Genomic DNA, 11,556 nt, shown 5'->3' with positions numbered 1-11,556 from the left:
GCTGTTGTGTATTCCAAAGGAACCTCAACCCACCGGAACAACCCGGCAGGTCGGGGTATCAACATATCTGGCGTTGACTTTTGGCACGCTGTTGAGTTCTCAAGGAACGGACGCTTCCTTCGAAACCGTCTCACCGGTTTCTCCGGGCGTTTGCCCTTTCGGTTCTTCCCAAGCCTACCACCGTGATTTCGCTGATCCGAAATCCGTCCTGCGCCGGAGCGCAGAGGACAACTGACCGGAATCAGTGGTTGGTTGGGGGCCTGCCCTCGCCTCGGCGCCGGGCAGGCATACGAGAGTACAGGCCGGCGAGGAAGAGAGGCAAATCGGTTCGGGGGGTCCGCCGCCGACGCTTGTCGTCAAACCGGCTGCGAACGCTGTGCGATCACGACAAAACAGCAGGTGACGGCGCGCCTGTGTGCTCGGACGGAATCACATGTTCCTATGACTTACGCTTCTGAACGGTGCGCCGTCCTGGACAGGTAGCGACGGTGGCTGACCGAAACTCCGCCCCTTGGAGGCCTCCCATGACCACCGTGTCGTCCCCGTTGACCGGACGTGCCATCGGTTTGGCTGCTGTGCCTGATCCGGTGTTCTCCGGAGCGATGGTGGGCCCCGGCACCGCCGTCGACCCCGTGCGCGAACCCACCGAGGCGGTGGCGCCCGTGGACGGCGTGGTGGTTTCGCTGCATCCGCACGCGTTCGTGGTCGTGGACTCCGAGGGGCACGGGGTGCTGACGCACCTGGGCATCGACACGGTGCAGCTGAACGGTGAGGGCTTCGAGCTGCTGGCCGCCAAGGGGGACACCGTCACCCGGGGGCAGCCGATGGTGCGCTGGGACCCGGCGGCAGTGGCGGAGAAGGGGAAGTCCCCCGTCTCGCCGGTGATCGCGTTGGAGGCCACCGCCGAGGCGCTCGGCGAGCTGGTGGAGGACGGCGACGTGGAACGGGGACAGACGCTCTTCGGCTGGAGCTGACGCACAGGCCCGGCCCTTCCCCCTTCCGAACGCCACGGGGCACCGGGAGTCCGCTCCCGGGTCGGGAAGTCCTCTTCCCCGCTGCCCACGCGTGCGCGGGCCGGGCGCAGTACGACCGCGGTGGCGTGGTGCCGCCGCTGACCGGAGACGGGTGAGATGGACACAACGCTTCGAGGCGTGGGTGTGAGCCACGGTGTGGCGATCGGCGAGGCGCGGCACATGGGCACGGCCGTGCTGGAGCCGCCGGCCAAGCAGATCGCGGCCGACGAGGCGCCGCGTGAACAGCAGCGGGCGCGGCAGGCCGTGGAGGCCGTCGCCGCTGATCTGGTCGCGCGGGGCAATCTCGCGGGTGGTGAGGCGCAGGCCGTGCTGGAAGCACAGGCCATGATGGCGCAGGACCCGGAGCTGATGGCCGATGTCGAGCGGCGGATCGCCGTGGGCAGCACGGCCGAGCGGGCGGTCTACGACGCCTTCGCCGCCTACCGGGCGCTGCTGGCGCAGGCGGGCGACTATCTGGCGGGCCGGGTGGCCGACCTGGACGACGTGCGCAACCGCATCGTCGCCCGGCTGCTGGGCGTGCCGATGCCGGGGGTGCCGGACAGCGACCGGCCCTACGTGCTGATCGCGCGGGACCTGGCGCCCGCGGACACGGCGCTGCTGGACCCCGCTCTGGTGCTCGGTTTCGTGACCGAGGAGGGCGGCCCGACCAGCCACAGCGCGATTCTCGCGCGGGCGCTGGGGGTGCCGGCCGTGGTGGCGCTGCCGGGCGCGGGTGAGCTGTCCGAGGGCACGGTCGTCGCGGTGGACGGCAGTACCGGCGAGGTGGCGGTGAACCCGACGGAAGCGGAGCGGGAGGCGCTCGCGCGGGACGCCGAGGAGCGCAGGGCCGCTGTGGAGGCCGCGAAGGGCCCCGGCGCGACGTCGGACGGGCACAAGGTGCCGCTGTTGGCGAACGTGGGCGGTCCTGCCGATGTGCCGGCGGCCGTGGAGGCCGGTGCGGAGGGCGTGGGTCTGTTCCGCACGGAGTTCCTGTTCCTGGACGACAGTGAGCGTGCGCCGTCCCTGGAGAAGCAGGCCGAGGCGTACCGGCAGGTGCTGGAGGCGTTCCCTGAGGGGCGCGTCGTGGTGCGGGTGCTGGATGCCGGGGCCGACAAGCCGCTGGACTTCCTCACGCCCGCCGACGAGCCGAACCCGGCCTTGGGCGTGCGCGGTCTGCGGACGCTGCTGGACCACCCTGAGGTGCTGCGGGGACAGCTTCGGGCGCTGGCCCGGGCCGCCGAGGGGCTGCCGGTCTATCTGGAGGTCATGGCGCCGATGGTGGCGGACCGGGCGGATGCCCGGGCGTTCGCCGACGCGTGCCGCGAGGCGGGGCTGAGCGCGAAGTTCGGCGCGATGGTGGAGATTCCGTCGGCGGCGCTGCGGGCGCGTTCGGTGCTCCAGGAGGTGGAGTTCCTGTCGCTGGGGACGAACGATCTGGCGCAGTACACCTTCGCCGCCGACCGTCAGGTGGGGGTCCTGGCGCGGTTGCAGGATCCGTGGCAGCCCGCGCTGCTTGACCTGGTGGCGACGGCGGCTGAGGCCGCCGCGGCGGAGGGCAAGAGCTGCGGTGTCTGCGGCGAGGCGGCCTCGGATCCGCTGCTGGCCTGTGTGCTGACGGGGCTGGGTGTGACGAGCCTGTCGATGGGTTCGTCGGCGATCCCGTTCGTGCGGGCGCAGTTGTCCAAGCACACGCTGGCGCAGTGCGAGCGGGCTGCGTCCGCTGCGCGCGCTGCGGAGAGCGGCCCGGAGGCGCGCGCGGCGGCGCAGGCGGTGCTGTCCGGGGAGTGACGCCGCGAGGCCGACACGACGAAGGAGGGCCGTCCCGCAGCCTCGCGGGGCGGCCCTCCTTCGTCGTGTCGGCCGTGCCGGCGGTTCAGGCGCGGTCGCGGGCGAGCCGGGCGTAGAAGTCGAGCAGCTCGGCGTTGTCGACGGAGCCCGGGTTGACGGCCTTCTCCATGGCGGTGCCCTGGAGGAGGCGTTTGACGGGGACTTCGAGGCGCTTGCCGGTGAGGGTGTGGGGGACGGCGGGGATTTCGATGATCTCGTCGGGCACGTGGCGGGGCGAGAGGTTCTTGCGCAGGGTCTGCTTGATGCTGTCGCGGAGCGTGTCGTCGAGGACGGCGCCCTCGGCGAGGTGCACGAACAGAGGCATCCAGTAGCCTCCGTCGGGCTGTTCGACGCCGAGGACGAGGGACTCGCGGATCTCGGGGAGGCGTTCGACGGCCTCGTAGATGTCCGCGGAGCCCATGCGGACGCCCTGCCGGTTGAGGGTGGAGTCGGAGCGCCCGTGGATGACGACGGTGTTGCGGCTCGTCAGGGTGATCCAGTCGCCGTGGCGCCAGACGCCGGGGTACATGTCGAAGTAGCTGTCGTGGTAGCGGGAGCCGTCGGGGTCGTTCCAGAAGCGGACGGGCATCGAGGGCATGGGCCGGGTGACGACGAGTTCGCCGACCTCGTCGACGAGTGGCGTTCCGTGCGGGTCCCAGGCGGCGAGGTCGACGGCCAGTGAGGGTGCCTGGAGTTCTCCGGTGTAGACCGGGAGGGTGGGGACGGCGCCGGCGAAGCAGCTGCACACGTCGGTGCCGCCGCTGACGGAGGCGATCCACATGTCGGGCGAGACCTCGTCGTGGATCCAGCGGAAGCCGTCGGGCGGCAGCGGGGAGCCCGTGGTCGCCACGCACTTGACCTTGGAGAGGTCGAGGTCGCGTCCGGGGTGGGCGCCGGCCTTGCGGCAGGCCATGACGTAGGCGGCCGAGGTGCCGTAGACGGTGGTGCCGGTGCGTTCGACGACGCGCCACTGGGCCGCGGTGTCGGGGTAGCCGGGGCTGCCGTCGTAGGTGACGACGGTGGCGCCGGTGAGCAGCCCGGAGACGAGCAGGTTCCACATCATCCAGCCGGTGGAAGTGAACCAGAAGAAGCGGTCGCCAGCGCCCATGTCGTTGTGCAGGGTGAGCTGCTTGAGGTGTTCGAGCAGGATGCCGCCCTGGGACTGGACGATGGCTTTGGGCAGTCCTGTGGTGCCCGAGGAGTAGAGGACCCACAGCGGGTGTTCGAAGGGCACCTGCTCGAATACGGGTTCGGTGTCGAGCGAGGTGAGCTCGGCCCATTCCAGTGCGCCCTCGGGCGCAGGCGTGCCCAGCAGGGGGACGTGGACGACGGCGCGGAGGGTGGGCAGTTCCGCGCGGAGTTCGGCGACCGTCTCGCGGCGGTCGTGTTCCTTGCCGCCGTAGCGGTAGCCGTCGACGGTGAACAGGACGGTGGGTTCGACCTGCTGGAAGCGGTCGAGGACGCTGCGTGCGCCGAAGTCGGGGGCGCAGGAGGTCCACACGCCGCCCACGGCCGCGGTGGCCAGGAGGGCGACGGCGGCCTGCGGGATGTTGGGGAGGTAGCCGCTGACGCGGTCTCCCGGGCGGACGCCGAGCCGGCGCAGCTCGTGGGCGAGGGAGGCGACCTGGGCGCGCAGCTCGCGCCGGCTGAGGGCGGCGGGCTCGTGGGTCTCGTCGACGTGCAGCAGCGCGGGCTCGTCGGCGCGTGCGGGGTCCTCGGCGTGCCGCAGCGCGTGCTCGGCGTAGTTGAGGGTGGCGCCGGGAAACCACCGGGCTCCGGGCATGGCGTCGTCGGCCAGGACGGTTTCGTAGGGCGTGCTGAAACGGACGTCGCACCAGTCGGCGAAGGCGGACCAGAAGGTGGCCAGGTGTTCGGTGGACCAGCTGTGGAGTGCGGCGTAGGAGGCGACGGGGTCGTCGGGGTCGGGCCGGGGGGCGCCGTGGTGCTGTGCGGCCCAGCTCTGGAACCGGGTGAGGCGTGCCGTGGGGAAGCCGGCGGGGTCGGGCCGCCAGAGCGCCTCCGGTGCGGAGGGGTGCGAGGTACTGCTGTCGCTGTGCGCTGCGGTCATGGTGCGGCTCCCTGGCGTCTGTACGCGTCGTCGCGTCTTTCGGCCGGGACGATGCCATGTGATCACAGGTTGTGCCAGGGCAAGAGTCACACACCCGGGCTGTGTGGAGTGTGCGCAGGCCATGGTGAGCAGCGGGTGAACGCCCGCTGAACAGCGCTGACGCGGCGCGCCTTCGGTGGCAGGCTGAGCAGCATGGACGCGCGTGACCTGGTGCGGTCGGTGACGGTGGGTGGCAGGGGCCGGGGGGTGGGGTCGTGGCGGGCGGCGTGGCGCAGGCGGCGCGCCGACGCGGTGGGGTTGCCGCGGCAGCGTGCGGAGCGGGCGCGCACCCCGGGTGAGGCGACGGGTGCCGAGCCGGGCCCGGGCGGAGGGACGGTCCGTTTCGCGCGCTCGGTGCTGTGCGTGCGGGTGACGGTGGCGGGCGCGGTGTTCGTCGGCTGGGACGGCGCCGATCCTGAGCCGTCGTACGCGCTGGCGGGGGTCTGTCCCGCGGCCGACGAGCGGGCGCTTTTGGAGCCGGACAAGGACGGCGGCTGGCGGGTGGTGTCCGAGCGGATGCTGGTGACGATCTCGCGGGTGGGGGCGGTGGAGGTGCGTACGCCGGGTGGCGCGCTGTTGCGCCGCGACCATCCGCCCCGGTGGTGGGAGGAGGCGAGCGAGGCGGGTGGTGACCGCGGGGCGGCCGCGGCGGCGGGGCCGCGGTGGCTACAGCGCTCGGAACTGCCGGCGGACGCCCGTTTCTTCGGGCTGGGTGGCCAGGCCGACGGGCCCCGGCTGCGCTCTCGCTCGTACCGCCTGTGGAACACCGCGCCAGGACCGTGGCACGCCACGCCCGGCCTGTCGGGCTCCACACCCGGTAGGCCCAACTCCGCGCCCGGCCGCTCGGGCGCGGGGAGAGACCCTTCGGGCATCGCGTCCGCTCCCCTGTCGGTGACGATGCCGCTGCTGGTGAGCGTGGCGGACGCGGGCACACTGCTGGTCTTCCACGACAACTCCTGGGACGGGCGGGTGGACCTGCGCGAGGGCGCTGAGGGCCTGGGCTCGGGGCACGACCGCCCCGGGCGGTGCGAGGTGCGGATGTCGGGCGGTCCGCTGCGGTACTGGGCGGTGGCCGGCGCGCCCTCCCGCGTGCTGCACGGCTGGGCCGCGCTGACGGGCGCCCCGGCGGTGCCGCCCGACTGGGCGCTGGGATACCAGCACGCGCTCGGTGCGGCCGGCGGCCCGCAGCGGCCGCGACAGGTCGCCGGGAGGCGGAGGGCGCTCGGGCTGCCGCTGCGGGCGCTGCACGTCGAGGAGTTCCCGGCAGAAGGCCGCGGCTCCACGGGGGGCGAGGCCCGTGGGGCGGGCGCGCGGGGACCGGCGTCCTGGGCGCTGCCTGCCGGGGTGCGTCTGGTGTCGTCGGTCGGGCCCGCGGTGCGGGCGCGGGCGGGCGACCCGGTCTTCGACAGCGGACGCGCGGCTGATGTGTTCGTACGGGAGGCGGGGGGCCGCGTGGTGCTCGGAGGGGCGCACGGGGGCGAGGCGGTCTTCCCCGACTTCACGGACCGGCGGGTGCGCAAGTGGTGGGGCGCGCTGTACGCGGAGCGGCTGGAGCAGGGGTTCGCCGGGGTGTGGCACACCGGGGACGAGCCCGTCTCGCTGTGCGCCTTCGGCGACCGTACGCTGCCGCTTTCCGCGCGCCACGCGCTGGAGGGCCGTGGCGGCGACCACAGGGAGGCCCACAACGTCTACGCGCTGACGATGGCTGAGGCCGCCTGCGCGGAGCTGCGGGAACTGCGGCCCGGGGAGCGTCCCTTCCTGGTCTCGCGTTCCGGCTGGGCGGGGATGCAGCGGTACGGCGGGTCGGCGACGGGCGGGGCCACCGGCGGTTGGGAGGGGCTGCGGGCGGCGCTGTCTCTGGTGCTGGGGCTGGGCCTGTGCGGCATGCCGTACGCGGGGCCCGACATCGGAGAGGCGGCGGCACAGGCGTCGCCCGAGCTGTATCTGCGGGGGCTCCAGTTGGGCGCGTACCTGCCGCTCTTCCGTACGCGGGCCGCCGAGGGGGTCCGCGGGGAGCCGTGGGAGTCCTGCCCGCGGGTGCTGGAGCACGTGCGGGTTGCGTTGGTGGTGCGCGAGCGGCTGGCACCGTATCTGATGACGCTCGCTCAGCTCGCGCACCGCACGGGTGCGCCGTACGTGCGTCCCGTGTGGTGGCAGCATCCGCGGGACCGCCGGCTGCGGGACTGTGAGGACGCGTTCCTGCTGGGGGACGCGCTGCTGGTGGCGCCGGTGCTGGAGCCCGGGGTGCGTGAGCGTGCCGTCCGGCTTCCCGCGGGCCGCTGGTACGACACCGCCACGGCTCGCTCTTACGAGGGGCCCGCGACGGTGCGGTTGGCGGCGCCGTTGGACCGGATACCGGTACTGGCCCGCGCCGGTACGGCGGTACCGGTGCGGGGGCGGGACGGGGAGACGGAGCTGGAGGTGTGGCCGCCCGTCCCGGGGCGCACCGGCGGCGGGCTGCTGATCCCCGACCCGGGTGGGGGCCGCGAGCGTCCGCGGGCCGAACGGTTCTCGGTGCGGGCGGGAAGCGGAGGATCCGTGGTGGTCGAGCGGGAGGGCGGCGGCGAGGTGGGGTACGCGGTGCGCGTCAGGTGACGGCGGCGCGGGGGCGTCTGCGCTGCGGGTGAGGCCGGGCGGCGGCGCCCCCGCGCCGGGTGCTTCGGTGAGGTTCAGTGGTGCGAGGACAGCGAGCCGCGTTCCACGGGGAAGTCGAAGTAGGTGTCGGGGAAGGTCTCCGGCTCGTGGGTGAAGTGCCACCACTCCTCGGGGAGATTGGTGAAGCCCTGCCGCTCCAGGGTGGTCTTGAGGAGGTGCCGGTTGGCGCGCTGCTCACCGGTGACCCTGGGGTCGTCGGTGTGGGCGAGGGTGTCGAAGCAGTCGAAGCCGGTTCCCGTGTCGACGGAGTTGTCGGGGAACCGCTCGCCCTTGGGTGCGTAACACGGTGTCAGCGGCTCGCCTGGCACGTAGGGGCGCGTCGGTGCGGCCGGCAGTTCGGCGAGGGTGAGGTCGACGGTGCTGCCGCGGCTGTGCCCGGACTTCTCGGCGATGTAGCCGTCCTCGAACAGCCGGTTCTTCTCGACGCGGGGGTAGAACTCGGCCTTCATCTTCTCGTCGTCCAGGTCCTGCGCCCACCGTACGAAGTGGTCGACGGCGCGCTGCGGGCGGTAGCAGTCGTACACCTTGAGGGTGTAGCCGCGCTTGAGGAGGGAGCGCTGCGCCTTGGCGAGGGCCTGCGCGGTGTCCTTGGTGACCAGGCACATCGGTTCGCGGTAGCCGTCGATGGGCTCGCCGACGAAGTTGTGCGGGGTGTGGTAGCGGATCTCCTGCCGGATGGTGGGGGCGACCTCGCGGAGGGCGACGAACTCCCTGGGCGCCTCGGGGCCGTCTCCGTGGCCGTGGCCGTGTGCCGGGGCGGAGTGGCCTGGGGCGGAGTGTCCTGGGGCGGAGTGCGCCGCGGCGGGGGCCGGGGCCACGGCGAGGGCGAGGAGCGCGGCGGCGGCCAGGAGGGGGATGCGGGGTGCGGTGCGGATGCGTCTCATGCTCCCCTCATCTACCAGGGAACCGGGAAATGAGGAACGGTGGCTCGGGACCACCCCCGTCGGTCCCGTGCCACCGTTCTCGTTCAGTGTGGACGAGCTTCCCTGGGGGGCGGTTCGCAAGATCCGGTACGCGTACGGGGACGTGAGGGTCTGGTGACGTGCCCGTGACAGTCGCGACGATCACGTCGCACAACGGGCTGCGGCCTCCGTCGTGTCAGCGGCCTTGACTGCCCTTCGGCCCGGCTGAACACTGCCGTCACGCTCGCCGCGGGCCCCGCCGTCGCTACCGGGTGGAGCAGCGGTCACCGGCGGGTGGGCCCGCCGATCGGCGGGCCGTGGAGCACCGGTCGGCGGGGCTTCGGCGCGCTGCCGCGTAAGGCCGCATTCTGAGCACGACGTCCGAACGCACCGAACGAGGGGTCGTCAACCATGACGGACAAGTACGTCGCAGCCATCGACCAGGGCACCACTTCCAGCCGCTGCATCGTCTTCGACCAGCGGGGCGGAATCGTCGCCGTCGACCAGCAGGAGCACCGCCAGATCTTTCCCCGGCCCGGCTGGGTGGAGCACGACGCCGCCGAGATCTGGACGAGGGTGCAGTCGGTGGTGGACGGGGCGCTGGAGCGGGCCGGGCTGCGCGCCGACGAGCTGAGCGCCATCGGCATCACCAACCAGCGCGAGACGACGGTGCTGTGGGACCGCGCGACGGGTGAGCCGGTGCACAACGCGATCGTGTGGCAGGACACCCGCACCTCGCAGCTGTGCGCCGAACTGGGTGGCGAGGAGGGCCAGGACCGCTTCCGTGACCGTACGGGGCTGCCGCTGGCCAGCTACTTCGCGGGGCCGAAGGTGGCGTGGCTGCTGGATGAGGTGCCGGGGCTGCGGCAGCGCGCCGAACGGGGCGAGATCGCGTTCGGCACGCTCGACTCGTGGCTGATCTGGAATCTGACCGGCGGCACGGAGGGCGGCAGACACGTCACCGACGTGACCAACGCGTCCCGGACGATGCTGATGAATCTGGAATCGCTGGAGTGGGACCAGTCGGTGCTGGACGCGATGGGGGTGCCCGCCGCGGTCCTGCCCGAGATCCGTTCCTCCTCCGAGGTGTACGGCACCGCCGTGGGCCGGCTCTCCGGCGTGCCCGTGGCCTCGGCGCTCGGCGACCAGCAGGCGGCCGTCTTCGGACAGACGTGCTACGGCGTCGGCGAGGCCAAGAACACCTACGGCACCGGCTCCTTCCTGCTGCTGAACACCGGGCACCGGCCGGTCCCCAGCAGGAACGGGCTGCTGACGACGATGGGCTACCGGCTGGGCGGCGAGGCGCCCGTCTACTGCCTGGAGGGGTCCATCGCCATCACCGGCGCCCTGGTGCAGTGGTTCCGGGACCAGCTGGGCATCATCGACGAGGCCTCGCAGATCGAGGGGCTGGCGGCCAGTGTGGAGGACAACGGCGGCGCGTACATCGTCCCGGCGTTCTCCGGGCTGTTCGCGCCGTACTGGCGTTCGGACGCGCGGGGCGTGGTCACCGGACTGACCCGGTATGTGACCAAGGCCCACCTCGCACGCGCCGTACTGGAGGCGACGAGCTGGCAGACCCGCGAGGTCGTCGACGCCATGTACCAGGACAGCGGCGTGGAGATCACCAGCCTGAAGGTGGACGGCGGCATGACGGCCAACAGCCTGCTGATGCAGCACCAGGCCGACGTGCTCGGCGTTCCCGTGATCCGCCCCGTGATCGCGGAGACGACCTGCCTGGGCGCCGCCTACGCGGCCGGACTCGCCACGGGTGTCTGGTCGGATCTGGACGAGTTGCGCTCCCACTGGAAGCGCGACGCCGAGTGGACGCCCGCCATGAGCGAGGAGGACCGGGAGCGGGAGTACGGGAACTGGCACAAGGCGGTCGAACGCAGCTTCGGGTGGCAGGAGAGCTGAAGCTCACCCGCGCGCACGCCCGGGCCGGCCGTACTCCCACGCCCCGCCGGCGCCGCGCCTCGCGGCGCCGGGCCGGTGCCGGGCTGCTCAGGTCTCGGCGGGGCTGTGCGCGGCGCGCTGCGCGGCCGTGTGCATGGCGTGCTCCACCACGGAGATGAGCACGTCCCGCGCGGACTCGCGCTGCCGCGCGTCGCACTGCATCACCGGCACCTCGCCGTCGAGGTCGAGCGCTTCCCTGACGGTCTCGGCGGGGTAGCGCTCGGCTCCGTCGAAACAGTTGACGGCGACGGTGAAGGGGATGGAGCGGCGTTCGAAGTAGTCGATGGCGGCGAAGCTGTCCTCCAGCCGCCGCGTGTCGGCGAGCACCACGGCGCCCAGCGCGCCGCTGGCCAGCTCGTCCCACAGGAACCAGAAACGGTCCTGGCCCGGCGTGCCGAACAGGTAGAGCACGAGTTCGTCGTGGATGGTGATGCGGCCGAAGTCCATGGCGACCGTCGTCGTGGTCTTCGCCTCCACCCCCTGCGTGTCGTCGAACCGGCGTCCCGCCTCGGTCAGCGTCTCCTCGGTGCGGAGCGGTTTGATCTCGCTGACCGCCCCCACGAGGGTGGTCTTGCCGACGCCGAATCCCCCCGCCACCAGGATTTTGAGCGTGACCGGCTCGGCGGGGGCCTTCCTGCCACCCCGCTTAGAGCGCCCGAAGACCATTGATCACCTCTCTGAGGATGCTCTCGTCCGGCAGCTCGGCCGGAGGGACGGGACGGGTGACGCGGACCAGACCGGCTTCCAGCAGGTCGCCGATCAGGACCCGGACGACACCGACGGGCAGATCGAGCTCGGCCGCCAACTCGGCCACCGACAGGGCGGAGCGGCGGCAGCGCAGGACGATGTCGAGGTGCTCGGGCGCCAGCGAGTGGTCCGCGAGGAGCGCGTCCTCGGTGGGCGGCCCCTCCGCGTCGTCCGCGCCCCCGTCGCCCGGCTCGTCGGACAGGACGAGGGCGATGAGGTCGAGCTGCGCCGCGACGACGCTGCTGCGGGTACGGCCCCGCGTCATCGCGTACGGCCGCACCACGGGTCCTGCCGCGTCGTCGAACCAGTGGTCCGTCATTGCCGGCCCCGTCCCCTCGTTTCCTCGATCTCG

General features: G+C 72.5%; 9 protein-coding genes. 5 read left to right on the top strand and 4 right to left on the bottom strand.

Going from position 1 to position 11,556, the window contains the following annotated elements; translation table 11 throughout:
* The 3 genes from DQ392_RS34800 to ptsP all read left to right on the top strand — a co-directional run.
* Positions 1-235: hypothetical protein (locus DQ392_RS34800; RefSeq protein WP_220182604.1), on the top strand; the 235-nt coding region annotated here is incomplete at its 5' end.
* A 289-nt stretch (positions 236-524) separates the two neighbouring features.
* Positions 525-974: a PTS sugar transporter subunit IIA gene (locus DQ392_RS09430; protein ID WP_114015088.1), complete on the top strand. Its 450-nt coding sequence runs from the start codon at positions 525-527 to the stop codon at positions 972-974.
* A gap of 156 nt (positions 975-1,130) precedes the next feature.
* Positions 1,131-2,801 carry a phosphoenolpyruvate--protein phosphotransferase gene (gene ptsP / locus DQ392_RS09425; protein WP_114015087.1) on the top strand — a complete coding sequence of 557 codons (1,671 nt, stop codon included), beginning with the start codon at positions 1,131-1,133 and terminating at the stop codon, positions 2,799-2,801.
* An 85-nt stretch (positions 2,802-2,886) separates the two neighbouring features.
* On the opposite strand, the gene DQ392_RS09420 is transcribed toward ptsP, so the two are convergent.
* Positions 2,887-4,908 carry an acetoacetate--CoA ligase gene (locus DQ392_RS09420; RefSeq protein WP_114015086.1) on the bottom strand — a complete coding sequence of 674 codons (2,022 nt, stop codon included), beginning with the start codon at positions 4,906-4,908 and terminating at the stop codon, positions 2,887-2,889.
* 192 nt (positions 4,909-5,100) lie between these two features.
* On the opposite strand from DQ392_RS09420, the gene DQ392_RS09415 reads away from it, so the two are divergent.
* Positions 5,101-7,542 (top strand): glycoside hydrolase family 31 protein, encoded by a 2,442-nt coding sequence (locus DQ392_RS09415; RefSeq protein WP_114015085.1) that lies wholly within the window; start codon positions 5,101-5,103, stop codon positions 7,540-7,542.
* A 74-nt stretch (positions 7,543-7,616) separates the two neighbouring features.
* Here the strand turns inward: DQ392_RS09415 and DQ392_RS09410 are convergent, their stop codons facing one another.
* Positions 7,617-8,486: a M15 family metallopeptidase gene (locus DQ392_RS09410; protein ID WP_114015084.1), complete on the bottom strand. Its 870-nt coding sequence runs from the start codon at positions 8,484-8,486 to the stop codon at positions 7,617-7,619.
* 429 nt (positions 8,487-8,915) lie between these two features.
* On the opposite strand from DQ392_RS09410, the gene glpK reads away from it, so the two are divergent.
* Positions 8,916-10,418 (top strand): glycerol kinase GlpK, encoded by a 1,503-nt coding sequence (glpK, locus tag DQ392_RS09405; protein WP_114015083.1) that lies wholly within the window; start codon positions 8,916-8,918, stop codon positions 10,416-10,418.
* 87 nt (positions 10,419-10,505) lie between these two features.
* Here glpK and DQ392_RS09400 read toward each other — a convergent pair whose 3' ends face one another.
* Both DQ392_RS09400 and DQ392_RS09395 read right to left on the bottom strand, forming a co-directional pair.
* The gene (locus DQ392_RS09400) at positions 10,506-11,123 is read right to left on the bottom strand and encodes a GTP-binding protein (protein ID WP_114015082.1); all 618 of its coding nucleotides are present in this window, start codon (positions 11,121-11,123) and stop codon (positions 10,506-10,508) included.
* The gene (locus DQ392_RS09395) at positions 11,104-11,523 is read right to left on the bottom strand and encodes a DUF742 domain-containing protein (RefSeq protein WP_114015081.1); all 420 of its coding nucleotides are present in this window, start codon (positions 11,521-11,523) and stop codon (positions 11,104-11,106) included. The genes DQ392_RS09400 and DQ392_RS09395 overlap by 20 nt, the downstream gene beginning before the upstream one ends.
* Positions 11,524-11,556 lie beyond the last annotated feature (33 nt).

The sequence above is a fragment of the Streptomyces reniochalinae genome (assembly GCF_003323735.1).
Taxonomy (GTDB): Bacteria; Actinomycetota; Actinomycetes; order Streptomycetales; family Streptomycetaceae; genus Streptomyces; species Streptomyces reniochalinae.
This window is presented reverse-complemented; position numbering and strand designations above follow the sequence as displayed.

Excerpts from the sequence above, each read along its gene's own strand:
- DQ392_RS09410 (WP_114015084.1), bottom strand. The coding sequence starts at position 8,486 with ATGAGACGCATCCGCACCGCACCCCGCATCCCCCTCCTGGCCGCCGCC.
- glpK (WP_114015083.1), top strand. The coding sequence starts at position 8,916 with ATGACGGACAAGTACGTCGCAGCCATCGACCAGGGCACCACTTCCAGC.
- DQ392_RS09400 (WP_114015082.1), bottom strand. The coding sequence starts at position 11,123 with ATGGTCTTCGGGCGCTCTAAGCGGGGTGGCAGGAAGGCCCCCGCCGAG.
- DQ392_RS09415 (WP_114015085.1), top strand. The coding sequence starts at position 5,101 with ATGGACGCGCGTGACCTGGTGCGGTCGGTGACGGTGGGTGGCAGGGGC.
- DQ392_RS09420 (WP_114015086.1), bottom strand. The coding sequence starts at position 4,908 with ATGACCGCAGCGCACAGCGACAGCAGTACCTCGCACCCCTCCGCACCG.
- DQ392_RS09430 (WP_114015088.1), top strand. The coding sequence starts at position 525 with ATGACCACCGTGTCGTCCCCGTTGACCGGACGTGCCATCGGTTTGGCT.
- ptsP (WP_114015087.1), top strand. The coding sequence starts at position 1,131 with ATGGACACAACGCTTCGAGGCGTGGGTGTGAGCCACGGTGTGGCGATC.
- DQ392_RS09395 (WP_114015081.1), bottom strand. The coding sequence starts at position 11,523 with ATGACGGACCACTGGTTCGACGACGCGGCAGGACCCGTGGTGCGGCCG.